The sequence below is a fragment of the Hymenobacter lucidus genome (assembly GCF_020447265.1).
In the GTDB taxonomy this organism is placed as follows: Bacteria; Bacteroidota; Bacteroidia; order Cytophagales; family Hymenobacteraceae; genus Hymenobacter; species Hymenobacter lucidus.
In genome coordinates this window covers 275,123-300,801 of the sequence record NZ_JAJADR010000004.1, presented here as the reverse complement: position 1 = coordinate 300,801, position 25,679 = coordinate 275,123, and the positions used below count along the sequence as shown (strand labels likewise).

The following is a 25,679-nucleotide window of genomic DNA, read 5'->3' as shown; positions in this document are numbered from 1 at the left end:
GCGTGCTCCCTACTATAATAGCAGTGTCGGTTATTGCCGCACCAAACGCGTGGTGTGCTGACCGGCCCGCACCACATACACGCCCGCGGGCAGGGCGGTCGGCAGCACTAGCAGTGCCTTGCCGGCCGCGTCAGCTACCGTCGTCAGCACGAGGCGGCCCCGTACATCCAGCACCTGCACTGCCGCGCCGGGTAGAGCGCCCGTGAGCGTGGCCGTGGCCGTGACTGGGTTGGGATATACACTCAGCATGGCTGGGCTCACGCTCACTGCCCGCACGGGCGAGAGCGTGGCCGTGCCGTCGATATCCACCTGGCGCAGGCGGTAGTAGAGTACCGGGGCGCCGGCCGGCAGCTGGTGGTCCAGCATCTCATAGGTGTGGCGGGTGCTGCTAGTGCCGGCGGCGGCCACCGTGCCGATGCCCCTGAACGTATGCCCGTCGGTGCTGCGCTGCACCTCAAACGAGGCGCTGTTTTTCTCCGAGGCGGTGGTCCAGGCCAGACGCACGGTGTGCGGGTTCTCGGCCGTGGCCGTGAAGGCCGTCAGCTCTACGGGCAGTGGGTTGGCGCTGCTGCCCAGTGTCCAGATGGAGAAGTGGTCCACGCCGGTGGCCGTAACGGTGTTGGCCGCCGCGTTGCGGGCACTGGCCGGCACGTTCTGCCAGGGGCCGCTGGTGCCGGTGGCCGAGCGGAACAGGCCCAGCTGGGCCTCGCTCAGGCCATTTAGCTCCGTTTCGAAGTAGCCGAACTCCAGCGTCACGTTCAGGCCTGCGTTGGTGGTGGGCACGATGTCGTAGTAGCGCTTGATGCTGACGCTGGTGCCCTGGCCGGTGAGGGCCGTGCCCGTGGTACGGCGCACGGTGGTGCTGCCCGGCAGCGTGGTGCTGCCCGCGGCTGGCGTCAGGGCCAGGCCCAGGTTGCCGAAGGCGTAGCGCGTGCCGGCTGTGGTCAGGCCGGCCCGGCTTACCACGTTGCCCAGCACGTAGCTATTTTCCCGCTCGTTGAGGGTAGCCCCGGTGGTGGTCAGGTCGTAGGGACCGGTGATGAGCAGGCCGTTGGTGGTCATGTTCAGGGTGCCCGTAACGGTGGTGGCCCGCTGGAGCGTGAGCGTGAACGAGGGGGTCTTGTCCACAGTCAGAGTGGAGAAGGTGGTCTGGCTGCCGCCGCCTAAGGTCTGGTTGGTATTGCCCCGGAAGTTGACGGGGCCGGCCAGGCTGGCCGTGCCGTTGTTTTCCCAGTTGCCATACACCTGTAATCCGGCGCTGCCCAACGTGAAGCTGGCCCCGTCGGCGATGGTCAGGTCTTGCACCGTGAAGGTGCCGGCGGTCAGTTCGGGGTAGCGGCTCAGGCCGGCCGGAATCACGGCGTTGGTGAAGGCATCGGGCACTTTGCCGAAGCTCCAGTTGGCGCAGTCAGTCCAGACAGTGCTGCTAGCCCCGTTCCAGGTGGTGGTGGGCGTGGCGGGCACGCTCACGGTTACCACGGCTGAAGCGGTGGCGGTGTTGCCGCCGGCATCGGTCACGGTCAGCGTCACGGGGGTGCCATTTGTCACGGGGGCAGCGTCGGTGGGGGTCCAGGTGGGGCCGTTGGTGAGCGTGCCCACGTTGGCGGCCGTGCCGGTGGCATCGGCCGTGGTCAGGCCGCTGCCTTCGTTGAGGCGATAGTAGACCATCAGGCCGGCCGTGCTGCCGGGCAGGCCCGCGCCTTTGGCGGCGCTGAGCTGGGCAGCCGTGCGGGCCACGCTCCACACGCGCACCTCGTCGATGCTGCCGGAGAAATACTCACCGGTGCCGGTTGGGTTGCCGGCACTGGCCAGGTTGGTGGAGCCAAGACGCAGGTTGCTGGCATTGGGCACGACGTGGCCGGCGCCGGGCGTGTTCGAGCCCATGGCTACGCCGTCGACGTACAGCGTCCGGGTGGTGCCGTCGAAGGTGGCCGCCACGTGGTGCCAGGCCCCGGCCAGGTTGGCCGTGGGCAGGTCCAGGTCGTTGCCCCACCAGTAGTTGACGAGGCCGGTGGTGGTGAGGCGCAGGGCATTCACCTGATTCGTGGTGCCATAGTTGCCCCAGCCGATGATGCCATAGTTGCCCATGCTGGTAGGCTTAATCCAGGCCTCGATGGTGTAGGCGCTATTGCCCACCGGCACGGTGGCCGTGCTGCCAATGGCCACGTACTGATTGGTTCCGTTGAAGCGCAGGGCATTGGTCACGGAGGCCGGCGTCACGTCGGTGCAGCTGAAGCTGGCCGGGCTCACGCTCAGGCTACCGGCCGCGGCCAGGCCGCAGTCGGCGGTGCTGCCGTTGTTCAGGGCCGTGGCCGCTACCGTGGCGTTGCCGTTCACGTCCAGCGTCACACTCACGTTTTGGGCCAGGGCCACGGGCAGGGCGCACACGGTGAAGGTCTGGGCGCTGGCGGCGCTGGTACCGCCGGGCGTGGTCACCGTCAGGGTGCCGGTGGTGGCCCCGGCCGGTACGCGCAGCACGATTTCGGTGGCGCTGTTGCTGATAAAGGTGGTCTGGGCCGTACCGTTGAAGCTCACGCTCGTGGCCCCGGCCAGGTCGGTGCCCGTGAGGGTGACGCGGGTGCCTACCGGCCCACGGTCGGGCGTGAAGCTGGTGATGGTGGGCGCCACCACCCCGTCGCGCAGCTCGCCCAGGAAGCTGGTGTTGCCGCCCACCGGGGTGGCGATGGTGAAGCTGCCAAAGGTGGCGCTGGGCACGGTGTAGCCCGCGGCATACACCCTCGGGCCGCTCACGGCAATGCCCAGGCCCCGGTCGTCGCCGGTGCCGCCACCCACCTGGGTCCAGTCCAGCGTGGAAATGGCCCCGTTATCGGTGTACTTGGCCACCAGCAGGTCCGGGCTGCTCGTGCCCGAGGCCCCGCTCACCTGCACGGCACCGCTGAACAGCACGGTGTTGGTGTTGGCCGTGGTGTTGGTGATATAGCCCGTCACGTACACGCTGCCCCCGCTCACGGCAATGCCCAAGCCCTGGTCGATGCTGGTGCCCCCGCCCCTCTGGATCCAGACCAGCGTGGCCGTGGGGCCGTTATCGGTGTACTTGGCCACCACCAGGTCCTGGCTGGCCGTGCCGCTGGCCCCGCTCACCTGCACGGTGCCGGGCGTGGTGCCCGTGCCGCCGAAGAGTACTCCATTGGTGTTGCCCGTGTTGTTGACGATAGAGCCCGTCACGTACACGCTGCCAGTGCCGCTCACGGCGATGCCCAGGCCCCGGTCGTCGCCGGTGCCGCCGCCCACCTGGGTCCAGCCCAGCGTGGCCGTGGGGCCGTTGTCGGTGTACTTGGCTACCACCAAGGTAGTGGAGGCCGTGCCCGAAGCCCCGTTGACTTGTACCGTGCCGGGCGTGGTGCCCGCGCCGCCGAAGAGCACCCCGCTGGCGTTGGCCGTGTTGTTGGTGATGTAGCCCGTCACGTACACGCGGCCGCCGCTCACGGCGATGCCCTGTCCCTGGTCGAGGTTGGTGCCGCCGCCCACCTGGGTCCAGCCCAGCGTGGCCGTGGCCCCGTTGTCGGTGTACTTGGCCACCACTAGATCTGAGCTGATTGTGCCGCTGGCCCCGTTCACCTGCACGGTGCCGGGCGTGGTATCCGTGCCGCCGAAGAGCACCCCGCTGGCGTTGGCCGTGGTGTTGGTGATATAGCCCGTTACGTACACGCTGCCGGTGCCGCTCACGGCAATGCCCAAGCCCTGGTCGTTGCTGGTGCCGCCGTTCACCTGGATCCAGCCCAGCGTGGCCGTGGTCCCGTTGTCGGTGTACTTGACTACCACCAGGTCCTGGCTGCTCGTGGCCGCGGCCCCATTCACCTGCACGGTGCCGGGCGTGGTGCCCGTGCCGCCGAAGAGCACCCCATTGGTGTTGGCCGTGGTGTTGGTGATATGACCCGTCACGTACACGCTGCCCCCGCTCACGGCAATGCCAGAGCCCAGATCGTTGTCGATGCCGCCCCCGCTCTGGGCCCAGGCCCAGGTGGCGGTGGCCGGCACGTACTTGGCCACAAACAGGTCGTTGTTGCCCACGGCGCTGAGCACGGTGCTGCCAAAGGCCACCGTGCCCGAGAAGTTGCCTGTTACAAACACGTTGCCCGCGGCATCTACCGCCGTGGCCCGCGTCTGGCTCGTGCCGCCGTTGGTGGCGGCCGCCAGCACCTGCCAGGGGCCGGTGCTGCCGTTGTCCGTCAGCGTGGCCAGCACGGCCCGGTTGCCGGTCGTGCCCAGCAGCGGAGAGCCCGCCGCCGTGCCAAACGTTGCCGCGCCAAGTGCCGCTACGTAGCCCGCCACGTGCACGCTGCTGCCGCTCACGGCGATGCCCAGGCCCTGGTCGTCGTTGATGCTACCGCCTACCTGGGTCCAGCCCAGCGTGGCCGTGGTCCCGTTGTCGGTGTACTTGGCCACTACCACATCCTGGGCGACCGAGCCCGAGGCCCCGTTCTGCGGCACCGTGCCGGGCGTGGTGCCCATGCCGCCGAAGAGTACAAATCTGGAGTTGCCCGTGTTGTTGGTGATATAGCCCGTCACGTACACGCTCGTACCGCTCACGGCGATGCCAGAGGCCCGATCGTTGCTGATGCCGCCGCCCACCTGGGTCCAGCCCAGCGTGGCCGTAGTCCCGTTGTCAGTGTACTTGGCCACCACCAGGTCATCGCCGATTGTGCCCGTGGCCCCGTTCTGCGGCACGGTGCCGGGCGTGGTGCCCGTGCCGCCGAAGAACACCGCGCTGGCGTTGGCCGTGTTGTTGGTGATGTAGCCCGTCACGTACACGCTCGTACCGCTCACGGCGATACCAAAGCTCTGGTCGCTGTTGACGCCGCCGCCCACCTGGGTCCAGCCCAGCGTGGCCGTAGTCCCGTTGTCAGTGTACTTGGCTACCACCAGGTCCTGGGTGGCCGAGCCCGAGGCACCGTTCTGCGGCACCGTGCCGGGCGTGGTGCCCGTGCCGCCGAAGAGCACCAATCTGATGTTGCTCGTGCTGTTGGTGATATAGCCCGTCACGTACACGCTGCCGGTACCGCTCACGGCGATGCCAGAGCCCACGTCGTTGCTGGTGCCGCCGCCCACCTGGGTCCAGCCCAGCGTGGCCGTGGGGCCGTTATCGGTGTACTTGGCTACCACCATGTCGGTGCTGCTCGTGGCCGAGGCCCCGTTCACCTGCACCGTGCCGGGCGTGGTGCCCGTGCCGCCGAACAGCACGGTGTTGGCGTTGGCTGTGGTGTTGGTGATGTAGCCCGTCACATACACGCTGCCCCCGCTCACGGCGATGCCAGAGGCCAGGTCGGTGCCGGCGCCGCCGCCCACCTGGGTCCAGCTCAGCGTGGCCGTGGGGCCGTTGTCGGTGTACTTGGCTACCACTAGGTCGGCGCTGTTCGTGCCGCTGGCCCCGTTGACCTGTACCGTGCCGGGCGTGGTGCCCGTGCCGCCGAAGAGCACCCCGCTGGCGTTGGCCGTGTTGTTTTGGATGTAGCCCGTCACATACACGCTGCCCCCGCTCACGGCGATGCCGTTACCCTGGTCGGCGTTGGCGCCGCCCCCGCTCTGGGCCCAGGCCCAGGTGGCGGTGGCCGGCACGTACTTGGCCACAAACAGGTCGCCACTGCCCACACTACTGAGCACGGTGCTGCCAAACGCCACCTGGCCCGTGAAGTTGCCCGTCACGAACACGTTGCCGCTGGCGTCCACCGCCGTGGCCCGCGTCTGGCTCGTGCCGCTGAGCTGGGTGCTGCTGCCGATGGTGGCCGCCGACCAGGCCGGGGCCTGGGCCCGGGCCGCCCAGGGCAGCAGCAGAGTCAGCAGCAGGAAGAGGTGGGCCGCTACGGTAACATAGCGGGAGTGGGCCGCGCGGGCGGCCAAAGGGTAGGGGTGTTGCATGCAGCGTGCGGAAGTGCCAGGTCCAGGGGTGAAGGCCAGGACGAGAGCAGTAGCTGCTAGAAGCCCAGTAGAAGATTGGTAGTGAGATAGTCGGACTACAAATGTACGCCCGCGAAGTGCCGTTTACCAAGCATTGTTGAGCTTAGCTGCTAAAAAGCTGGACTTCGCCGGGAATTGACGCGGGGCTGGCCCCTACCGGGCGGGTAGTAGCCCGCGCCAGCAGTGGAGCCGCCCGCTCGTAGGTAGGCACTTCGGGCAAAAGGGCGAGGGGTGCCTACCCAGTCAGATAGGCACCCCTCGCCCTTTTGCCCGAAGTGCCTACCTTACGGCCTATGGCTTCTTTCCCACTTTCCGCTACCACTGCCGATGTCAGCCTGACGGCTGCCGTGCGGGCGCACCTGGGCATATCGGTGCGGCAGCTGGCCCGCTACCTGGGCGTCTCGATGGGGTTTGTGACGCACGTAGAGGCGGGGCGCAAGGGCTTGCCACCCACGCGGGTGCCCCGCCTGCTGCACCTAGTTCTGCTGCTGCCCCCGCCGCTGGGCCAGGGGCCACCCACCCCGCCGCCCCCACCCGCCCCCTACGACCCGCTACGGCCCCTGCCCGCCCCCGACCCGGCCTTGCCCCCGGCGCCACCCGCCCCGCCGGCCCCCGAGCCCCTGCGCCGCCGCCTGCGCGACGTGCGCCTGCGCCTGCTGCTGGTGGGCCGGGAGCTGGTCCGGCAGCAGCGGCTGGCCGCGGCCCTGGCGCACCGCCACGCGGGCTTGCGGCAGCTGCAGGCCGCCGCTCCCCCGCCCGAGGCCGCCGAAGCGGCCCACTACGCCCGCTGGCTGCACGAGCTGGCCTCCGACCTGGCCCGCGACGAGCCCGACCCTGCCGCCACGGCCGCCGCCTACCTGCTACTGACAGCCCGCGTGGCCGGCCTGCGGGCCGAGGCGGCCCTGCTAGCCGCCCTGGCAGGCAGTGGCTCCGTGGGAGTGTAGTTCCCTGGCACTTGGGCCGGGGCTTGGGCTCGTCTCAAAATGGGGCTGAAATAGCCGAATATTCTCGAATCAAGATATTTATACACTGTACCTTACGCCCGGCAACTCCGCCACCTTTATCTATTTCACTTATATGCCGTTTCCAGTAGAATTACTCACTACCTGGGCCGAGTGCGACGCCGCTCTCACCGCCCTGAACCGCGAGCTGCGCGAGTTCACCCTCAACGACCAGGTGCTCGATCTGCGCGCCGATAAGTCGGCGGAGCGGGTCAGCGACCGGGCCGCCGCCCTGCAGCTGGCCAAGGATGAGGTGACGCGCCTCACTCCGCAGGTGGCCGCCATGACGGCCGGCACCCGGGAGCACCGCTTCCTCGACCGGCTGCTGATCCAGGCCACGCGCCGGGTGCAGGACCTCAGCCTGCCCCCCGCGCCCGGTACCCAAACGAAGGTAGATGTCTTCCTGCAAGCCGTAGATGTGCGCCAAGTAGCCGTGCAGGTGCCCGAGCTGGAGCAGGCCATTGTGGAAGTAACGGCCCACCGCCCCACGCTCACGGCCTAACTGCCCCGATGCCGTGCGGGCCGCACCAGGTGCCCGCCCCGGTATTATTAATACTCCTATTGCAACTAGAAGAAACGCCCCACCCGGCTCCGCGCCAGGTGGGGCGTTTCGATGCTACCCGGCTGGCAGTAGGGCCAGCAGCGCGGGCCAAAAGCCGAGTAGCACTACACTTTAGCGTCGAGCCGAAGCTGTTTTATCATTTCCTCGCCCAGCTTCCAGGCCTGGGGCCAGTCTTTTTCGGGACTCTCAAATACCAGCAGGTAAAAGGTATCGGTAACGGTGTTGGCAATGGCCCATTGCTGAATGATTTTGGAGCCAGCCGTGCCGCCCGTCACGCGGTAGCGCACGCCAAACAGCCGCAGCGGGCCCTGCGTCTTGCTTTCCTGACCCAGCACCTGCTGCCCAGCCTTTCGCCCGCTGCTGGCACTGAAAGCCTGGGCATATGCCGCCGCCGACTGCTTGGACTTGGCCTGCATTTGCCGCACCACGTTCAGCGACATGCCGGTCTGGAACTGGCCGCCGGCCACGATTCGCTCCCGCGTCAGGAAGTAGGCCTGGGCGTCGCGGCTGGTTTCGGCCTTGTAGTTCCAGGTGTAGGGCAGCAGCATGGCCGCTTTCACCTCCGGCAGCAGCTGCCACTTAAATCCCATGGGGGCGGCAACCTGGCCGGTAGCCGGGGCGGGCGTTTGGGCAGCGGCCGGGCCAGCCAACAGCAAACCGCAGAGAATGAGCAAAGAGGAACGGACCATAAGGCGTTGAGCAATGGTGGAACACTTCTTATACGGGGCGGCCCGGCAGTAGTGGTTACCCGCGTATGCCACTGCAGCCCGGTATAGGGGAATACGTAGTGCTACTTATCTGTAGTACCTCCGCGCCCAGTATTAGTTGCCCATCGAATTTCGCCCAACAAACACGGCCCGCCTCCTTGCGGAAGCGGACCGTATATCCTCCTTAGAAAGGCAGCTCTAGCTACAACGATTCCCTTAATTTGCACCGTTCGGCGGGTACATCTCAGGCTATTCTACTACCAGCCGCTGCACTCTTCCCTCCGACTGCACCACGTATACGCCCGGTGCCCAAGCGGCCGATAAGGTAAGTTGGGCTGTACCGGTAGCATTAGCCGTAGCCGTAGCTACAAGGCGGCCGAGTGCATCCAGTACTTCAAGTGTTGCCCGGGGTGCCACACCTGACACTGTTACCACATCACGAGCCGGATTAGGATACATTGAGAAGGCAGGAGCAGCATTGGCCGCAGCCGAGGCTAGCGTTATGGGTTGGTTCACGCAAGTGGTAATATAGCCAACTGCGTAGCCCACAAAATCGAGGTCCCCATCGGCATCCAAGTCACCCGAGGTTACCGCCACGTGACTGAAGCCGGCACTTACCATCACAGTGGCAGCGGGAGATGAAAACATGCCGGCTCCATTGTTGAGCATAACACTTACCCGGTCGTTGAGGGGTAAAAGCAGATCCAAGTCCCCATCAGCATCTAGGTCGCCCAGTGCCAGGTTACGATTAGACCAAAAGGGACTGCCCAATAGTATTACCCGTTCATTTCCGAACACCCCAGTGCCGTTATTCAAAAACAGACTTACGTTATTGCCAGTCCTTGTCATGTAGATTACCAGCAGGTCCAGATCACCGTCACCATCTACGTCACCCAGAGTTGTTGCGTAGGGGCCTACAGCCGGGCTAGGTACCGTGGGTCGCACCGCAAACACGGCGGCGCCGTTGTTGAACAGAATATTCACCTTTCCGCTGGTATTGGTAAAGTCGGTAATGGTCATATCCAAGTCGCCGTCACCGTCTACGTCACCTACCGCAAAGCCCGATGCGTCGCGTGCTACACCGGTGATTTCAGCATTAGCGACGGGGGCAGTAAAGAGGCCAGCCCCATTATTAAGGCGAATGCTGCCACCGGTCAGCAAGTCCAGGTCGCCGTCACCATCCAGGTCAGCCAGCACCAAGGTGCGCTGAAAGACTGGAACAGGCACTTCAGCACCTACCGTGGGAGCAGTAAATACCCCGCTGCCGTTGTTGAACCGGACGCTGGAGCTGCCGCCGGTACTGGTCTGGCTAGCGTTAGCCGTCACGCAATCAAGGTCTCCATCCCCATCAATGTCGCCCAGAGCCAGACCATAGGGCGACCCGCCTGTTGCCACAGTGGCATTGGTCGGCGGAGCAGCGAAGTTGCCCATTCCGTCGTTGAGAAGAATAGTAGCCGCATTTAACTCGTTGGGGCCCACAGCATCGAGGTCTCCGTCTCCGTCTATGTCCCCCAACACGATGTTGGACGCTGCTGCCGGCACTCGGCTGCGCATTTCGAAGTTGCCGCTTCCGGTGCCACCTACGGCCGTCGTAAACTGCAGCACGCGGGGCGTGGCCAAAGCTCCCTCAGCACTGGCAGCGGCCGTTGTTATGGTAGCGTGCACCGTTTCGCCGGGTAGAAATGCGTAGGGTGCGGGCATGAAGCTGAGCGTATTGCCGCTAACCACGGCGGGCGCTGCCGTGGTACGCAAGCCCCCACGCTGGTTGCTGAACACTTTAAGCGCCGCAGCTGAGGCTGACGTCAGTGGCTGGCTGAAGGTGGCCATAACTAGTCCCGTGCGGGCGGCAGCACGGGCATTGGCAGCGGGAATTACGTTAGTCACCAGTGGGGCCTGGGCCAGCACAGCTCCTGAGGGTATCAGCAAGATGAGAGCCGACAGATTGTGGTAAAAAGATTTCATTCGCGTGTATACAATAGAGATGAATAGCACTCACGCATGATACCATTACCTGATATTGAGAGCTAGGTAAAGCTACATAAATCACTTCCACAAATTTTAGTGTAAAGCAAAAAGGCCCGCCTCCTTGCGGAAGCGGGCCCTTCAGGTTTAGCGGAAACCAGGTAGTTACTGCACCACCAACCGCCCCACGGCCTGCCCGGCCCGCACCAGATACACGCCGGCCGGCAGCCCGGCCAGCGGCACCAGTACCTCGGCCTGACCTGCGCCTACGGGCTGGGTGCGCACTACCTGCCCCAGCGGGCTGATAAGCTGCACCTGCGCCGTACCGGCTGGCACCTGCACGCGGGTGGTCTGGTAGGCGGGATTGGGAACCAGCTGTAGGCGGGCCGCGGGTGCCCCGCCTGCCGTGCTCGACGTGGGCACCCCGGCGTTGGAAAGCCAAGTACTCACGATGTTGCTGCCGATGTTGGCCACCAGAATATCTAGGGTGCCGTTGGCATCGATATCGCCGGTGGCTACGCCAATGGGTTCGAGGGCCGTGGAGAGGAAGTTGGTGCGCGAAAGCTGGCCGAGGCCGTTGTTGACGGCCACTATCACCTGCTCCCGGCCCTGGCTACTGGTTACCACATCGGGGGCGCCGTCGCCGTTCATATCGGCGGGCACTGCCATGCGGGGCTGCCCCATGTTTGGCAGCGTACTGGCCACCGCGAATGCGCCCTGGCCGTTGTTGCGGGCCATAACCAGCGTGTTGCTACCAATATTGGTGATGAGCAGGTCCTGGTCGCCGTCGGCATCCATATCGGCCGTGCTCACGCTGCTTAAAGCGCCGCTCAGGCGCAGTACCACGGTGCGAGTGAAGGTGCCAAAGCCGTCGTTGCGCAGCAGGTCCACGGTGCCATCGGCGTCGTTGTTAGCCACCAGCGCATCTTGGTCGCCGTCGTTGTCTACGTCGGCGGCAGCTACAAACCACGGGACGCTGCCCACGGCCAGGGCCACCGGGGCCGCGAAGGAGCCCGCGCCGATGTTGCGCAGCACGTTCAGCCCCGGATTGCTCCCTTCGCCTACACCCAGAATATCCAGGTCACCGTCGCCGTCGATGTCGGTTAGGGCCAGGTGGCGGACCTGGATGCTTACCGGCAGGTTGCTGCCCGCCCCAAACTGGCCCAGCCCATCGTTGGGCCGGATGCTGATAGTGCTATTGCCGAGGTTGGCGGTAAGAATATCCAGGTCGCCGTCGCCGTCGATGTCGCCCAGCTGCACCCAGAACGGCACCGGCCCCACTCCTACCAGACCTGTGCCGCCAAACGTGCCTTGGCCGTTGTTGAGGCGCACACTCACGTCGCCACTACCCAGGTTGGCGGTTACCAGGTCGAGGGAGCCGTCGTTGTTTAGGTCGCCGGTGGCCACGTTGAAGGGAGCATTGCCCACGCCCACCGTCACGCTGGGCGGGAATGGACCGCTGCTGCCCAGCGCGGCGGCCGTCAGCTCGTACACCCGGGCTCGGGCCAGGGCAGTACCGGTGCTGCTGCGCACGGTAGTGGGCACGCTCACCAGCACTTTCTCACCGGGCCGGAAGCCGCTGGTGGGCCGGAACGTGAGGGTATTGCCGGCCACGGCGGTAGCACCGGACAGCCGGCCCGCATACTGGCTGCTGAATACCGTCAGCCCGCCGGCCGTGCCGGCATCGGCGGCCAACGGCAGCGAAAATGCAACCTGCAGGCTGCCAGTGCGCGGTATAGCGGTAGAATTGGCGGCGGGTTGCAAGCCCGTTATGGCAAAGCTCTGAGCCGAAACAGCGGCGGCCGGCAATAGCAGAGCCAGAGGCCCCAGGAAGTAACGCTTCATCAATAGCGAAGAATAAAAAGATGGTTAAGGATACCAAAGGTACTGTGGCCACCGCAATTGGGTAGCCAAATTTGGAGCGGGCAGCACCGGGTTTCGGCGGGCCGTTATACGCCACCCCGCTCACAGCACGCATAAGAAAAGGCCCGCCTCCTTGCGGAAGCGGGCCTTTTACAGATTCATTCAGCGTATCCTTAGCCGCGGCTGGCCGCCAGGGCTTCGGCCCCACCCACGATTTCGAGAATCTCGGTGGTAATAGCCGCCTGACGCGTGCGGTTGTAGGTCAGCTTGAGCGACTTGAGCAGCTCGCCGGCGTTTTCCGTGGCTTTGTCCATGGCCGTCATGCGGGCGCCGTGCTCCGAAGCGTTGCTTTCCAGTACGGCCTTGTAGAGCTGCACCTTCAGCGACTGGGGAATCAGGGTCTGCACGATTTCCTCTTTCGAGGGTTCGAAGATGTAGTCCACGTTCGAGGTAGCGGCGGCAGCAGCCGGAGCCTCAGCGGCTACCAGTGGCAGCAGCTGCTCGGCCCGTACCACCTGCGTGGCCACGTTCTTGAACTCGTTGTACACCATTGTCACCTCGTCGAACTGACCGGTGCGGAAACCTTCCATTGCCTGCTCGGCCGCCACGCGCACCGTATCGAACGAGAGTTGTCCGAATACGTGGGTGTAGTTGCCCAACACCGGACCGCGCTTCGAGAAGTACTCGTGGGCGCGCTTGCCGATGGCCATTACCGTAATGGTGCCGGCAGCAGCCTGAGCAGCATAACGCTCCGCAATCAGGGCATTCACCCCTTTGAAGATGTTGCTGTTGAAAGCTCCGGCCAGGCCCCGGTCGGAAGTAACGGCGATGATGAGCACGCGGCGCACGTCGCGCTGCACCCCATACTCGCTCACTACGTCGTCGCCGGCCAAGCTGGTGAGGTTGCTCAGAATGCTGTTGAGCCGCTGGGCGTAGGGGCGCATGCGCAGGATGTTGTCCTGAGCGCGCCGCAGCTTAGCCGCCGCCACCATCTTCATGGCTTTGGTGATTTGCTGCGTACTTTGCACCGATACAATGCGGTTGCGGACTTCTTTTAAGCTAGCCATTTAGTTGAATGTTGATTGTCAGTTGCTGATTGTTGATTGTTGAACGACCCGGCCTGTGGCGCGACTCATTTAACAATCAACAACCAACAATCAACCAATTACTTAGAAGCGTAAACCGCCGACAGGTCTTTGGCAACCTGACGGATGGCGTTGGTGATGTTGTCATCCAACTTACCGGCTTTCAGCGCCTTGAGCTCCTCGGGGTGGCGCGACTGCATCACCTGGCGGAACTCGGTTTCGAAGGCCCGAACCTTGTCTACGGGCACCAGGTCAAGCAGACCGTTGGTAGCAGCGTAGATGATAGCCACTTGGTCTTCCACCTTTACGGGCGAGAACTGAGGCTGCTTCAGGATTTCGAGGTTACGACGGCCCCGCTCGATGGTGAGCTTGGTGGAGGCGTCGAGGTCGGAGCCGAACTTGGCGAAGGCTTCCAGCTCGCGGAACTGGGCCTGGTCGAGCTTCAGCGTACCGGCCACCTTCTTCATCGACTTGATCTGGGCGTTACCACCTACGCGCGATACCGAGATACCTACGTTAATAGCGGGACGCACACCCGAGTTGAAGAGGTTGGTCTCAAGGAAGATCTGACCGTCCGTAATCGAAATTACGTTCGTTGGGATGTAAGCCGAAACGTCACCAGCCTGGGTTTCGATGATCGGCAGAGCCGTCAGCGAGCCACCACCTTTCACCAGGTGCTTGATGCTAGCGGGCAGGTCGTTCATGTCGGCCGCAATAGTGTCGGAAGCGTTGATCTTCGCGGCACGCTCCAAGAGGCGGCTGTGCAGGTAGAATACGTCACCGGGATACGCCTCACGTCCGGGAGGACGACGCAGCAGCAGCGACACTTCGCGGTAGGCCACAGCCTGCTTCGACAAGTCATCATAGACAACCAGAGCAGGACGACCCGTATCACGGAAGAATTCGCCGATGGCGGCACCAGTGAAGGGAGCAAAGAACTGCATTGGAGCCGGGTCGCCGGCGGTAGCGGCCACTACTACAGTGTAGTCCATAGCACCGCCCTTGGTCAGGGCCTGCACGATCTGGGCTACGGTCGAGGCTTTCTGACCTACGGCAACGTAGATGCAGAAAACCGGCTCGCCACGCTCAAAGAATTCGCGCTGGTTCAGGATGGCGTCAAGCGCAACCGTCGACTTACCCGTCTGACGGTCGCCGATGATGAGCTCCCGCTGGCCCCGGCCAATTGGAATCATGGCGTCGATAGCCTTGATACCGGTCTGCATGGGCTCGTTTACGGGCTGACGATAGATTACACCGGGGGCCTTACGCTCCAGGGGCATGTCGAACGTTTCGCCGGCAATAGGACCACGGCCGTCGATAGGCTGACCGAGCGTGTTCACAACACGACCGATGATGCCTTCGCCAACCTGGATCGAAGCAATTTTGTTGGTCCGCTTCACGGTAGCACCTTCCCGGATGTCGCTGTAGTCGCCGAGCATTACGGCACCTACGTTGTCTTCTTCCAGGTTGAGAACCAGCGCTTGCAGGCCGTTTTCAAATTCAATCAATTCCCCCGCCTGGGCATTGCCCAGACCGTAGATACGGGCTACACCGTCACCAACCTGGAGAACCGTACCAACCTCTTCGAGTTCGGCTTCGGTCTTGAAGTTGGACAGCTGCTCCCGCAGAATGGCGGATACTTCATCCGGACGCACGTCTGCCATGTTATTAGTTAATATGGTGTTGGTAGGGGTTCTCTTTAAAGGAATTGCGCAGCTTGCGCAGGCTGTTGCGCACCGACTCGTCGAGCTGACGGTCGCCGACGCGCAGGATGAAGCCGCCGATCAGCGACTCATCAACCGATTCCTGAAGCGTAACGTTCTGCAGGCCCGACTGCTCACGCACAATCGTGTTGAGCTGCTCGCGCAGGGCCGGGGCCAGCGGCTGGGCCGTGGTAACCTGGGCTACCTGCATACCGCGCAGCAAATCGTACTGGCTTTGGAACTCGGTAGCTACCCATTCGAGGGCACTTTCGCGGTTGTGCTGGGTCACGATGGAGAAAAACTTCTCCGTGATATCCGACACCTTGCCGCCGAAGATTGCCTTCAGAATAGCCAGCTTCTTATCGTGCTTCACGATGGGATTGCGCAAGAGCAGGCGCAGGTCACGGTTTTGCTCCAGCGTTTTGCGGAACAGATCCATGTCGAGCTTTACTTGCTCCAGCGTTCCGCGCTCCTCGGCCAGATCCAGCAGGGACTTGGCGTAGCGGGAGGCAACTCGTTGTTCAGACATACTTGTAGAAGTTAAGGAGCCAGGAGGTAGGAGCCGGCCACGACACAGGTCATGGCCGGCTGCTAGCCACTAACTTCTAGTTCAGTTTAACATCCTTCAGGTACGAGTCCACGAGTTGCTGCTGGGAGCCAGCATCCGCCAGCTCACGGCGCAGGATGCGCTCAGCAATATCGATGGAAAGCTTGGCGGCCGTGTTTTTCACCTCGGTCAGCGCAGCGTGTTTCTCGTTCTGGATGGCTTCGCGGGCCTGCATAATCATGCGGCTGCCTTCCTCGGTAGCTTTGTTCTTCGCCTGCTCGATGAGCTGGTTGGCCATTTGGGTGGCTTCCTGCATCATCTTGTCGCGCTCCATACGAGCTTCGGCGATGAGTTTTTCGTTACCGGCTTTCAGCTGCTGCATTTCCAGCTTGGCCTGATCGGCCATGCGCAGGGCGCTTTCAATCGAATCCTCACGCTCCTTAAGGGAGCCAAGAATGGGTTTCCAGGCAAATTTGGCCAGCAGGAACAGCACGATGAGGAAAATCACCAGCTGCCAGAAAATCAGGCCAATATTGGGGGTTATCAATTCCATATACTCAGAGTAGGAAGTGGGAGTATCGAGGAGAAGAAAGGCCGCGTACGAGCCTTTCCAGCAACCCAAAAAAGCCAAGTCAGCCCGCCGCGCCGTGCGCCGAAGCGATGCGCAGCGGGCTGCTTAGGCATTGCCCCTAGCTCTAGAGGTTGAACGAAATCAGCAAGCAGACTACTACTGCGAACAGACCCAGACCTTCGATCAGAGCCGCTACGATCAGCATAGCCGTTTGAATTTTGCCGGAAGCTTCTGGCTGGCGGCCGATGGCCTCCATAGCGCTACCACCGATACGGCCGATACCCAGACCAACGCCCAGAGCAACCAGACCAGCACCGATACCGGCACCCATTACAGCCAGACCAACAGAATTCGCAACCTGCAACAACAGAGAAAGAAGCATAAAACAGAAATTAGAGAGAAGTGAAAAACGAAAAATTCAGGGGTGAGAAAACTTAGTGAGCCGCGTGGGCTACGTGGGCCTCATCGGCACCATCGCCGCCGCCCATCTGGTAGTCGGCATCGTGGTGCTCCTCTACCGCGCCGCCGATGTACATGGCGGTGAGCAGGGTGAAGATGTAGGCCTGCAGAATAGCAACCAGCAGCTCGAGCACGTTAATAAACAGGCCGAAAGCCAGAGTAACGGGGCTGATGAAGATACTCTTGAAGATGAAGATGAGCGAAATGAAGCTCAGCACCACGATGTGACCGGCCGTGATGTTGGCAAACAGTCGGATCATCAGGGAGAAAGGCTTTACCACTACGCCAATCAGTTCCACCGGAATCATGATGAGCAGCAGGGGCTTCGGTACGCCGGGCGTAGCAAAGATGTGAGCCCAGTAGTTTTTGTTGGAGCTGGCCAGGGTGATGAGCAGCGTCATCAAGGCCAGGGTCATGGTAACGGCGATGTTACCGGTGAGGTTGGCGGCACCCGGCATCAGGCCCAGCAGGTTGTTGAACCAGATAAAGAAGAAGATAGTCAGCAGGTACGGCATGTAGCGCTCGTACTTCGGACCGATAGACTTCTTGGCTACTTCGTCGCGGATAAAGATGACGATGGGCTCGAAGAACGACTGGATGCCGCGGGGGGCACCGCCGTGGTTGCGGCGGTAGCCGCGGGCCACGGCCGTAAACACGAGCAGCAGGATGGCGGCGCTCAGCAGAAGCGAGGCCACATTTTTAGTAATCGAAAAATCGTATACCTTGCTGCCGTCTTCGGCTACGAGGTGCTCGTGCTCCAGCTTCAGGCCGTTGTAGGCTTCACCGTGGGCCAGCTTGGACGAGGAGAAAACACTCAGCCCTTTGGCAGGTTGGTAGGCAATGACGGGCAGCGGAATGGTGAAGTGCGTGCCGTGTTCTTCGTCGCCGAGCGTGGCGAAATGCCATTCGTGCGAATCCCCGATGTGGTGCAGAATCATCTCGCCGGGGCTGAAAGCCTCCTTGTCGGTTGCTTCGGCCTGTGTTGCGGTGGGTTCGTTGGCAAACACGGGAAGCGAAAGAATGCAGAAGAGAGCTATCAGTAAACGCTTCATTCAAAGAGGGTTAGGGTGGTGCTCACAAAACCTTCACAATTGGCTTTCACCCGGTTTTGAAAACGGGCGCAAGTTACTCAGGATGCTCCAGATTTCAAACCCGGCAAACAAGAAATACAGGAGGAAGAAGCTTCCGAGGAAGGTCCAAGTGCCGTGACCTTCCTTCGCGCCTCCTTTATATAGGTATATCATCACCATAGCGACCGACAAGAGCAGGCGCACCACCATGCCCCCAAAGAAAGCCACCATAAACCCGTCGGGGTTGGCTTTGAGCAGCACGGCCGTGAGCCAGTAGGTAATGGCGGTCAGCACGGCGAAGAAGGCCAGCACGTAGTAAGCCAGCGGGTGAATGACGGCCGCGCCGAACTGCATCTGCAGGCCATACATGATGGCCCAGACGATGACGCAGAAAATCAAAAAGTTGCGAAGGAAAAGCACTGGGCAGTAATTAGTCGTTGCGGGAAAGGGAGCGGATAACCTGGTAGGTGGCGGCAATCAGGCCGAAAACCATCAGGCTGATGGTGTACCAGGGCTTGTCGTTGTGCACATATTCGTCCAGCTTCAGCCCACCCCAGGTGCAGACGCCGATGATGGCCAGCATCTGAAAGGCCAGCCCGGAGTATTTGGCAAAGGCCCGCAGCCGGTCCGAGTCGTTGGAGTCTGGGGGTTGGGGAGCAGCGGCGGCCATGGCAGGTGAAGGTTTGGGGGTGCGAAAGTATTGATTTTCCGGCCACTGACCGGTGCTTCGGTTGCCAGATACGCAGGCAAACCGCTACGGCTACGGAAAAACCGTAATTTTACCCAAAGTGCTGCGTTGTAGATACCGTGCCCCGCTGCCGAACGAACGAATCGGCGCGGGATGCGCGTTAAAACCTGTACTGCGTGGCCCCGACCCTACTATCTGCTTTGACGAAGTATCCGCTTTTCCGCCTGCTTTTCGCTTCCGCTGCCCTGCTGCCCGTGCTGCTGGGAGTGGGCGCCTGCTCCTCGGAACGTAAGTCCGTGCTGGGCCATGCCTACGAAAACGTGGTAGCCCGCGACAACGGTTTCTTTCTGGCTCGCGAGAAGCTGCGGGCCACGGAGGAAACCCTCTACAAATCCCGCGTGAGCGACTACAACCGGATTCTGCCCCTGTTTCCGACCCTGGACGATGCCACGGTAGGCCGCATCACGGCCGACCTCGACGACATTATTAAAAAAGCCTCGCTGCCGATTCAGCACCGGCCGGGCTCCGACTGGACCGATGACAGCTACTTGCTGATCGGGAAGGCCCGCTACTATAAGAAGGAGTATGAAGACGCGGGCAAGACCTTTAAGTACGTGAATACGACCAGCAAGGACCTCAACGCCAAGCACGAGGCGCTGATCTGGCTGATGCGCACGTTTTTGGCGCTGAAGGAGTACGAAAACGCCGCCGCCGTATCGGACCTGCTGGACAAGGAAAAAGGGACAGAGCCCAATGCCCGGGAGCTATTTTTGGTGCGGGCCGAGTATTTTTTGCTAACTGGCGACCAGAAAATGGCTATTACTAACCTGGAAAAGGCCATTCCCTATATCACGCCCAAGAACGAACAGTCGCGTACCCGCTACATTCTGGCCCAGCTCTACCAAGCCAACGGCGACGACAAGCAGGCATATGCGCAGCTCAATAAGATTCTGAAGAAAAACCCACCCTATGAGTTGGATTTCTTTTCCAAGCTGATGCTGGGTCAGGTATCGGATTTGAATGCCAACGACCGGGCACGGCTGGATAAGTACTTTGCCAAGCTGCTCAAGGACACCAAGAACAAGGAGTATACCGACAAGATATACTACGAAATGGCGCGGCTGGAATACCGGCAGCAGCACTACGAAAACGCCCTTCCCCTGCTGCGCAAAGCCGCCCAAGCCAACAAGAACAATGCCGCCCAACGGTCTTATACTTACTTGCTGGCCGGCCGCATCTACTACGAAAATCTGCAGCGCTACCGCCTGGCCGCGGCTTACTACGACAGTACCGTGCAGAACATGGCCCGGGAAGCACCCGAGTACGCGGCTACGGCCGAGCGGAGTGAGATTCTGAAGGAGTTTGCCAAGCAGATTACCACCGTCGAAACCCAGGACAGCCTCCAAACCCTGGCCCGCCTCGACTCGGCCGCCCTGCGCACCCAACTGCTCGCCTTTGCCAATACGGAGCTGGCGGCCCGTCGCAAGGAAGCTGACCGGCAGGCCGCCCAGCAAGCGCTGGCCGCCCGCCGGGAGCAGCAGGCTACCAATGGCAGCGTAAGTGCCCTGCGGCCCGGCGACTCGCAAATAGACCCACTGGCGCTGGCCAATGGGGCCGGCGGCGCCCTATTTTACTTCGACAACCCCACGGCCCTAAGCACGGCTAAGTCCGACTTCATTCGGAAATGGGGCGACCGGCAATTGCAGGATAATTGGCGCATCAGCAGTCAGGCTTCGGCTTCGCCCACTACGGCGCAGGGCGGCAATGTGCCACTGTCTATTGCCGGCAATGGCAGTACGAGTGTGAATCCGGCGTCGGATGCCACGCTGGCTCCGGCGGTAGACCCGGCCGTGCAGGCTCAGGAACTGGTGAAGCAATACCGGCAGAACATTCCCTTGACCGACGCCCAGATGCAGGCCTCGGAAAAGCAGGTGGAAGAGGCACTGTTTGCGTTGGGCGCCATCTACAGCCAGCAGCTGAAAGAGCCGGCGCGGGCTGCCGAAACCTACGAGAAGTTGGTAACGCGCTTTCCGAAAAGCAGCCACTCGCCTGAGGTTTTCTACAGCCTCTACCTCCTGTACAAGGAGCAGAATGACCCGAGAGGCGAGGCGTATGCCCAGCGGCTGCGGCAGGAGTACCCGAACTCCTCATATGCCCGCCTGGTAGCCGACCCCGAATACTTGCGCCGCACCTCCATTGCCAACGAGCAGGTAGCCGTGCAGCTTGATTCGGCTTTTGCCTTCTACAAAAAGCAGGAGTTTAAAAAGGCCACCGCCGTGCTAACCCGCACCCGGAAGCAAAATCCAATCAGTGATTTGAACGACCGAGTGGCTTATCTCAGCACGCTGCTCGTGATTCGGACCCAGCCGCCGCTGGTAGCCAAGGCAGCGGTGGAGAAGTTTCAGAAGGAATATCCGGAAAGCGCATTAGTGGGGCAGGCCCGCGAACTGCTGGCCAGCTACAAGCGCTACGAGGAAGGCCAAGTGGCCGGAGCCCTGGCTTCGACTGAGAAACCGTCGGTATCGATGTTCCGGCCGGGCGAAGTAGACAACCGGCTGCGGATTTTCTACGGGGAGAATGAATCCCCGGCCGCCCCGGTACCTGTGATGCCCGCCCCTACCGCGCCGGCTACGCCTACTACGCCAGTTCCGACCCTGACTAATCCTGGTCCTAAGACCACGCCGACCAATAAAGCACCGACCAAAACGAAAGCCGGCAAACAATCCAAAACTACCGAGGCCCCGGTAACTCCGGCTCCGGTGTTACCCCCACCGACTGAGCCGAGTACGACGGCTCCAGCTACTACTGTTCCCGCCCCGGCCCCGGCCAAGCCCGCTACTGCGTATGCTTCCAACCTAAACGCCAACCACGTTGTAGTGCTGGCTTTTCCCAAAGGTGCCGCGCCGGTAGAAGCTATGCCCGCCCAGTTGACGGCCTACAACAACCGCTTCTTCCGGGCCAACAACTTGCAGGTATTGCGTATGCTGTTAGGCGACTCGCTCGACTTAGTGGTGGTACAATCATTGCCGGGGGCCAAAGTGGCTCAGAACTACGCCCTGAAGCTGCGTGGGCCCCAGTCGCCGATCAGCAAATTGCGCGGCGCGGGTTACCAAACCCTCATTATTGGTATTGATAATCTGCCGCTGTTGCTCCAAAGCAAGGATGTAGAAGAGTATCAGCGCTTCTACCAGCAAACTTACCGCCCGTAGTCCACCTTCATGGCTTATCCCGCCACCAAGTCCAAAACCGCGCCCCGCAAACCCCAGCGTCCGGGTCGTTTTAGTGCTTTCACTCGCCTGCTCTGGGTTCTCTTCGGCGGCGGCGTGCTGGTTGCTATTCTCTATACCCTGGCCGTAAGCGTCAATTTTCTGAACCTGTTTGGGCGCATGCCCAACCTGAAGACGCTGGAAAATCCCAAAAGTGAGCTGGCCTCCGAAGTCTACTCGGCCGATGGAGTCCTGATGGGCAAATACTTTCGGGAAAACCGCACGCCCGTCGACTACGAAGACCTGCCCCAGACGCTGGTAGATGCCCTGATTGCCACCGAAGACGTGCGCTTCGAGGGCCACTCCGGCATCGACTTCAAGGGCTTGGCCGCTATTCCTTACTACATGGTGAAGGGCAACGTGCGGCGCGGCTCCAGTACGCTCACCCAGCAGCTGGCCAAAATGCTGTTCCGCACCCGTGAAGACCTCAACGACGGCAGCCTGAGCCATGTACCGGGCCTGCGTACTCTCATTATCAAGACCAAGGAGTGGATTGTGGCCGTGCAGCTGGAGCGCAACTACACCAAGCGCGAGATTCTGCGGATGTACCTCAACACCGCCGAGTTTGGCTCCAATGCATTCGGGGTGAACGTAGCTGCCAAAACCTTCTTCAACAAGCCGCCCCGTACCCTTACGCTGGAAGAATCGGCGCTGCTGGTGGGTTTGGTCAACGGGCCGTCGTGGTTTAACCCAGTGCGCAACCCCGAACGCTCGAAGCGCCGCCGCGACTGGGTGCTGAGCCAGATGAACAAGTATGCCTTCATCGACCAGCCCGCCTACGCCGCTGCCGTAGCCAAGCCCATTGTGCTGCACTACAGCGTGGAGAACTCGAGCAAGGGCATTGCGCCCTACTTCCGCACGGAGGTCAGCAAGTCGTTGCTGCAGTGGGCCAAGGAAACCGACCACGACCTGTACGCCGACGGCCTGAAAATCTACACCACGATTGACTCGCGGATGCAGAAGTACGCCGAGTCGGCCATTGCCGAGCACATGCAGCAACAGCAGAAGATGTTCGACGCCCACTGGAAAGGCCAGCTGCCCTGGCGCGACGAGAACGGCAAGCTCATTCCCAACTTCCTGCAAACGGCCATCAAGCGCACCGAGCGGTACCGCTCCCTCGACAACCGCTTCGATGGCAACAAGGACTCCATCAACTACTACTTGAAGAAGAAGTACAAAATGATGGTTTTCTCGTGGAAGGGCGAGAAGGAAGTCATGATGTCGCCGCTCGATTCGCTGGCCTATTACAAGCGCTACCTGCACGCCGGCTTTATGGCCATGAACCCGCTCAACGGGCAGATCAAGGCCTGGGTGGGCGGCACCAACTTCAAGTACTTCAAGTATGACCACGTAAAGCAGGGCAAACGCCAGCCGGGTTCCACGTTCAAGCCAATCGTGTACACCGCCGCCATCGACCAAGGCTACTCGCCCTGCTACCAGCGGCCCGACGTGGCTACTACTTTCCCCGCCGTCGCCGGCCGGGCCCCTTATACACCTAAGAACTTTGAGGGCGGCTTCTCAGGCCGCACTTTCACGATTCGGCAGGCCCTGGCCCGCTCCATGAACTCGATTACGGCATGGCTGGTGCAGAAGCTCGGTCCCGAAACCGTGGTTTCCTACGCCAAGCGCCTCGGCATTACCTCGCCCATTGAAGCCGTGCCCTCGGTCGGTTTTGGCTCCAGCGACGTGAGCATCTACGAATTGAGCGGGGCATACAGCACATTCGTCAATAAAGGCGTGTGGACGGCCCCGATGATGGTAACGCGCATCGAGGACAAGAATGGCAACGTGCTGCGCGAGTTTGTGCCCCAGACGCGGGAAGCTCTCAGCGAAGAAACCGCCTACCTGATGACCTATATGCTGCAGGCTTCCACCACGGAGAAAGGCGGCACCTCGGTTATCCTGAAAACCGGCTTCAAATTCCCCTACGAAATCGGAGCCAAGACTGGTACCACCTCCAACTATTCCGACGCCTGGTTTATGGGCATGACGCCGGACCTGGTATGTGGCATGTGGGTGGGTGGGGAAGACCGCAGCATCCACTTCCGCTCGGGTTCCTTCGGCCAGGGTGCCCGCGCCGCGCTGCCCATCTACGGCATATTTATGCGCAAAGTATACGCCGATAAGAGCATTGGCGTCAGCACCGCGCCCTTCCCCAAGCCGGCCCAGCCCCTATCCATCGAAATCGACTGCAGCCGCTACTACGGCGGCCAGCGCGACACGATTCCCTACGACCAGAAGCTCAACCAGACGGATCTGCAGGATATTGACGACGAGGATATTTAAATCGGTCGGTAGCTGGTGCTAACCGCTAAAATATAGTGGCAGGTGAGTTTCACCTGCCACTTTTTGTTTGTTTGCAGAATAGTTGCGAGTTGCTTCGGCTCGAATTATCCTAACCTCCGCTCTGTTTTAGGAGTTAAACCTACCTCCGCTCTTGCCTCATTTCCTATGGCTGCCAAAGACCATTTAGTAGAACAAATCCGCCACCTGCCCCACCGGCCGGGAATCTATAAATTCTTCGACGACGAGGGCATCATCTACGTCGGCAAGGCCATTGATATCCGTAAGCGCGTCAGCAGCTACTTCAACAAGCAGGACCACAATAAGAAGACCCAGCAACTGGTGCGCAACATCAAGCGCATTGAATTTACCATCGTGGATAGTGAGTCGGACGCCTTTCTGCTGGAAAACAACCTCATCAAGGAGAACCAGCCCAAATACAACATCCTGCTCAAAGACGGCAAAACCTACCCCTACCTCTGCCTGACCAATGAGCGGTTTCCGAGGCTGCTGCCCACGCGCAAGAAGATCAACGACGGCTCGCGCTACTACGGCCCCTACGCCAACCTGACGGCCATGAACATCCTGCTGGAGCTGATCCGGGCCCTCTACCCGCTGCGCACCTGCACTTACAACCTGTCGCCCGAGAACGTAGCCGCTGGCAAGTTCAAAGTCTGTCTGGAGTATCACCTGGGCAACTGCAAAGGCCCTTGTGAAGGGCTGGTAGATGAGGACAGCTACAACCAGAACATCCAGCAGATCCGCAACATCCTCAGCGGCAACCTGAGCGTACCGAAAGCCTACTTCAAGGAGAAGATGATGACCGCCGCCCAGGATCAACAGTTCGAGCTGGCCCACAGCTTCAAGCAAAAGCTCGACCGGCTCGACGACTTCCAGGCCAAGTCCACGGTTGTCAATGCTTCCCTGTCCAACATCGACGTATTCAGTATTGCCGCCAACGAGAAAAACGCCTTTATAAACTACCTGAAGGTGATGAACGGCTCTATTATCCTCACCCAATCGGTGGAAGTGGTGAAGAAGCTCGACGAAACCGACGCCGAAATTCTGGCTCCGATGGTGATGCAGATGCGGGAGGAGTTCGAAAGCCAGTCCCGCGAAATCCTGGTCAACGTGGCACTCCCAGAGCTGCCCATTCCCAACGCGGTGGTCACCGTGCCCCAGATTGGCGACAAGCGCAAGCTGCTGGAGTTGTCCATCAAAAATGTGATGTACCTGCGCAAGGAGAAGGAAAGCATGACCGACCGGTCTAAGGACCTGAACGAGGTGCGCATCATGGAAACCATTAAGAAGGATTTGCGCCTTACGGAGCTGCCCAAGCACATCGAGTGTTTCGACAACTCCAACTTCCAGGGCGACAACCCGGTGGCCGCTATGGTATGTTTCCGCAACGCCAAACCCAGCAAGAAGGACTACCGCCACTACCACATCAAAACCGTAGTCGGCCCCAACGACTTCGACTCGATGTACGAAGTCGTCACGCGCCGTTACCGCCGCTTGGTCGACGAAGGTGCTTCCCTACCCCAGCTCGTCATCGTCGACGGTGGTAAAGGCCAGCTTAGCATGGCCGTCAAAGCCCTGAAAGACCTCAACCTCTGGGGCCAGATTCCAGTTATCGGCATTGCTAAGCGCTTGGAGGAAATATACGTCCCCAACGACCCGCTGCCGCTCTACATCGACAAGAAAAGCGAGTCGCTACGTCTGTTTCAGCGCATGCGCGACGAAGTACACCGTTTCGGCATCACCTTCCACCGTAACCGCCGCGACGCGGCCACGCTCAAAACTGAGCTGACCGACGTCAAAGGTCTGGGCCCTGCTACTGCCGAGAAGCTGCTTAGCAAGTTTAAGTCGGTGAAGAAAATTCGTGAGCTGTCGGAAGCCGAGTTGGTAGCGGAGATTGGCAAGGCTAAGTCGCGGGTACTGCTTTCCTACTTTCAGCAGCAAGAAGAGCCCACCGAGTAAAGCCAGGAAGGATAGG

17 protein-coding genes are annotated in these 25,679 nt (G+C 61.3%); 5 read left to right on the top strand and 12 right to left on the bottom strand.

Translation table 11 applies throughout. From position 1 onward, the window contains the following. Positions 1–30 precede the first annotated feature (30 nt). Positions 31–5,877 (bottom strand): LamG-like jellyroll fold domain-containing protein, encoded by a 5,847-nt coding sequence (locus LGH74_RS15345; protein ID WP_226176999.1) that lies wholly within the window; start codon positions 5,875–5,877, stop codon positions 31–33. A 332-nt stretch (positions 5,878–6,209) separates the two neighbouring features. On the opposite strand from LGH74_RS15345, the gene LGH74_RS15340 reads away from it, so the two are divergent. Both LGH74_RS15340 and LGH74_RS15335 read left to right on the top strand, forming a co-directional pair. Beyond that, complete coding sequence (locus LGH74_RS15340; RefSeq protein WP_226176998.1) at positions 6,210–6,860, top strand: helix-turn-helix domain-containing protein; 651 nt, start codon at positions 6,210–6,212, stop codon at positions 6,858–6,860. Between the two features lie 133 nt (positions 6,861–6,993). After that, on the top strand, positions 6,994–7,419 hold the full coding sequence (locus tag LGH74_RS15335) for a hypothetical protein (protein WP_226176997.1): 426 nt from the start codon (positions 6,994–6,996) through the stop codon (positions 7,417–7,419). 164 nt (positions 7,420–7,583) lie between these two features. Here the strand turns inward: LGH74_RS15335 and LGH74_RS15330 are convergent, their stop codons facing one another. The 11 genes from LGH74_RS15330 to LGH74_RS15280 all read right to left on the bottom strand — a co-directional run bounded on the left by LGH74_RS15330 (position 7,584) and on the right by LGH74_RS15280 (position 18,116). Beyond that, positions 7,584–8,168 carry a hypothetical protein gene (locus LGH74_RS15330; RefSeq protein WP_226176996.1) on the bottom strand — a complete coding sequence of 195 codons (585 nt, stop codon included), beginning with the start codon at positions 8,166–8,168 and terminating at the stop codon, positions 7,584–7,586. Between the two features lie 267 nt (positions 8,169–8,435). After that, a complete protein-coding gene (locus tag LGH74_RS15325; RefSeq protein WP_226176995.1) occupies positions 8,436–10,148 on the bottom strand; it encodes an FG-GAP-like repeat-containing protein in 1,713 nt (570 codons plus the stop codon). Between the two features lie 165 nt (positions 10,149–10,313). After that, positions 10,314–11,993, bottom strand: a complete 1,680-nt coding sequence (locus tag LGH74_RS15320) for an FG-GAP-like repeat-containing protein (RefSeq protein ID WP_226176994.1) — start codon at positions 11,991–11,993, stop codon at positions 10,314–10,316. Positions 11,994–12,184: 191 nt separating this feature from the next. Beyond that, entirely contained in the window at positions 12,185–13,078 is an 894-nt protein-coding gene (gene atpG / locus LGH74_RS15315; RefSeq protein WP_226176993.1) for an ATP synthase F1 subunit gamma, read from the bottom strand. A gap of 98 nt (positions 13,079–13,176) precedes the next feature. Then, complete coding sequence (gene atpA / locus LGH74_RS15310) at positions 13,177–14,760, bottom strand: F0F1 ATP synthase subunit alpha (protein WP_226176991.1); 1,584 nt, start codon at positions 14,758–14,760, stop codon at positions 13,177–13,179. Positions 14,761–14,764: 4 nt separating this feature from the next. Continuing rightward, positions 14,765–15,328 carry an ATP synthase F1 subunit delta gene (gene atpH, locus LGH74_RS15305; RefSeq protein ID WP_226176989.1) on the bottom strand — a complete coding sequence of 188 codons (564 nt, stop codon included), beginning with the start codon at positions 15,326–15,328 and terminating at the stop codon, positions 14,765–14,767. A 76-nt stretch (positions 15,329–15,404) separates the two neighbouring features. After that, entirely contained in the window at positions 15,405–15,899 is a 495-nt protein-coding gene (locus LGH74_RS15300) for a F0F1 ATP synthase subunit B (RefSeq protein WP_226176988.1), read from the bottom strand. A 142-nt stretch (positions 15,900–16,041) separates the two neighbouring features. Further along, entirely contained in the window at positions 16,042–16,299 is a 258-nt protein-coding gene (atpE, locus tag LGH74_RS15295) for an ATP synthase F0 subunit C (RefSeq protein ID WP_100338570.1), read from the bottom strand. Between the two features lie 52 nt (positions 16,300–16,351). After that, on the bottom strand, positions 16,352–17,428 hold the full coding sequence (gene atpB / locus LGH74_RS15290; protein WP_226176987.1) for a F0F1 ATP synthase subunit A: 1,077 nt from the start codon (positions 17,426–17,428) through the stop codon (positions 16,352–16,354). Between the two features lie 33 nt (positions 17,429–17,461). Then, positions 17,462–17,866: a hypothetical protein gene (locus tag LGH74_RS15285; protein ID WP_226176986.1), complete on the bottom strand. Its 405-nt coding sequence runs from the start codon at positions 17,864–17,866 to the stop codon at positions 17,462–17,464. A 10-nt stretch (positions 17,867–17,876) separates the two neighbouring features. After that, positions 17,877–18,116 (bottom strand): AtpZ/AtpI family protein, encoded by a 240-nt coding sequence (locus tag LGH74_RS15280; protein ID WP_226176985.1) that lies wholly within the window; start codon positions 18,114–18,116, stop codon positions 17,877–17,879. A gap of 218 nt (positions 18,117–18,334) precedes the next feature. Between LGH74_RS15280 and porW the strand changes: the two genes are divergently transcribed. The 3 genes from porW (at position 18,335) to uvrC (ending at position 25,663) form a co-directional block, all read left to right on the top strand. Next, entirely contained in the window at positions 18,335–21,343 is a 3,009-nt protein-coding gene (gene porW / locus LGH74_RS15275; RefSeq protein WP_226176984.1) for a type IX secretion system periplasmic lipoprotein PorW/SprE, read from the top strand. 9 nt (positions 21,344–21,352) lie between these two features. Then, positions 21,353–23,686 carry a penicillin-binding protein 1A gene (locus LGH74_RS15270; RefSeq protein ID WP_226176983.1) on the top strand — a complete coding sequence of 778 codons (2,334 nt, stop codon included), beginning with the start codon at positions 21,353–21,355 and terminating at the stop codon, positions 23,684–23,686. 165 nt (positions 23,687–23,851) lie between these two features. After that, a complete protein-coding gene (gene uvrC, locus LGH74_RS15265) occupies positions 23,852–25,663 on the top strand; it encodes an excinuclease ABC subunit UvrC (RefSeq protein WP_226176982.1) in 1,812 nt (603 codons plus the stop codon). Positions 25,664–25,679: the final 16 nt, after the last annotated feature.

Coding starts and splice junctions, on each gene's coding strand:
- LGH74_RS15325 (WP_226176995.1), bottom strand. CDS start 10,148: ATGAAATCTTTTTACCACAATCTGTCGGCTCTCATCTTGCTGATACCC.
- LGH74_RS15320 (WP_226176994.1), bottom strand. CDS start 11,993: ATGAAGCGTTACTTCCTGGGGCCTCTGGCTCTGCTATTGCCGGCCGCC.
- uvrC (WP_226176982.1), top strand. CDS start 23,852: ATGGCTGCCAAAGACCATTTAGTAGAACAAATCCGCCACCTGCCCCAC.
- atpB (WP_226176987.1), bottom strand. CDS start 17,428: ATGAAGCGTTTACTGATAGCTCTCTTCTGCATTCTTTCGCTTCCCGTG.
- LGH74_RS15345 (WP_226176999.1), bottom strand. CDS start 5,877: ATGCAACACCCCTACCCTTTGGCCGCCCGCGCGGCCCACTCCCGCTAT.
- LGH74_RS15300 (WP_226176988.1), bottom strand. CDS start 15,899: ATGGAATTGATAACCCCCAATATTGGCCTGATTTTCTGGCAGCTGGTG.
- atpH (WP_226176989.1), bottom strand. CDS start 15,328: ATGTCTGAACAACGAGTTGCCTCCCGCTACGCCAAGTCCCTGCTGGAT.
- atpA (WP_226176991.1), bottom strand. CDS start 14,760: ATGGCAGACGTGCGTCCGGATGAAGTATCCGCCATTCTGCGGGAGCAG.
- atpE (WP_100338570.1), bottom strand. CDS start 16,299: ATGCTTCTTTCTCTGTTGTTGCAGGTTGCGAATTCTGTTGGTCTGGCT.
- atpG (WP_226176993.1), bottom strand. CDS start 13,078: ATGGCTAGCTTAAAAGAAGTCCGCAACCGCATTGTATCGGTGCAAAGT.
- LGH74_RS15340 (WP_226176998.1), top strand. CDS start 6,210: ATGGCTTCTTTCCCACTTTCCGCTACCACTGCCGATGTCAGCCTGACG.
- LGH74_RS15280 (WP_226176985.1), bottom strand. CDS start 18,116: ATGGCCGCCGCTGCTCCCCAACCCCCAGACTCCAACGACTCGGACCGG.
- LGH74_RS15335 (WP_226176997.1), top strand. CDS start 6,994: ATGCCGTTTCCAGTAGAATTACTCACTACCTGGGCCGAGTGCGACGCC.
- LGH74_RS15270 (WP_226176983.1), top strand. CDS start 21,353: ATGGCTTATCCCGCCACCAAGTCCAAAACCGCGCCCCGCAAACCCCAG.
- LGH74_RS15330 (WP_226176996.1), bottom strand. CDS start 8,168: ATGGTCCGTTCCTCTTTGCTCATTCTCTGCGGTTTGCTGTTGGCTGGC.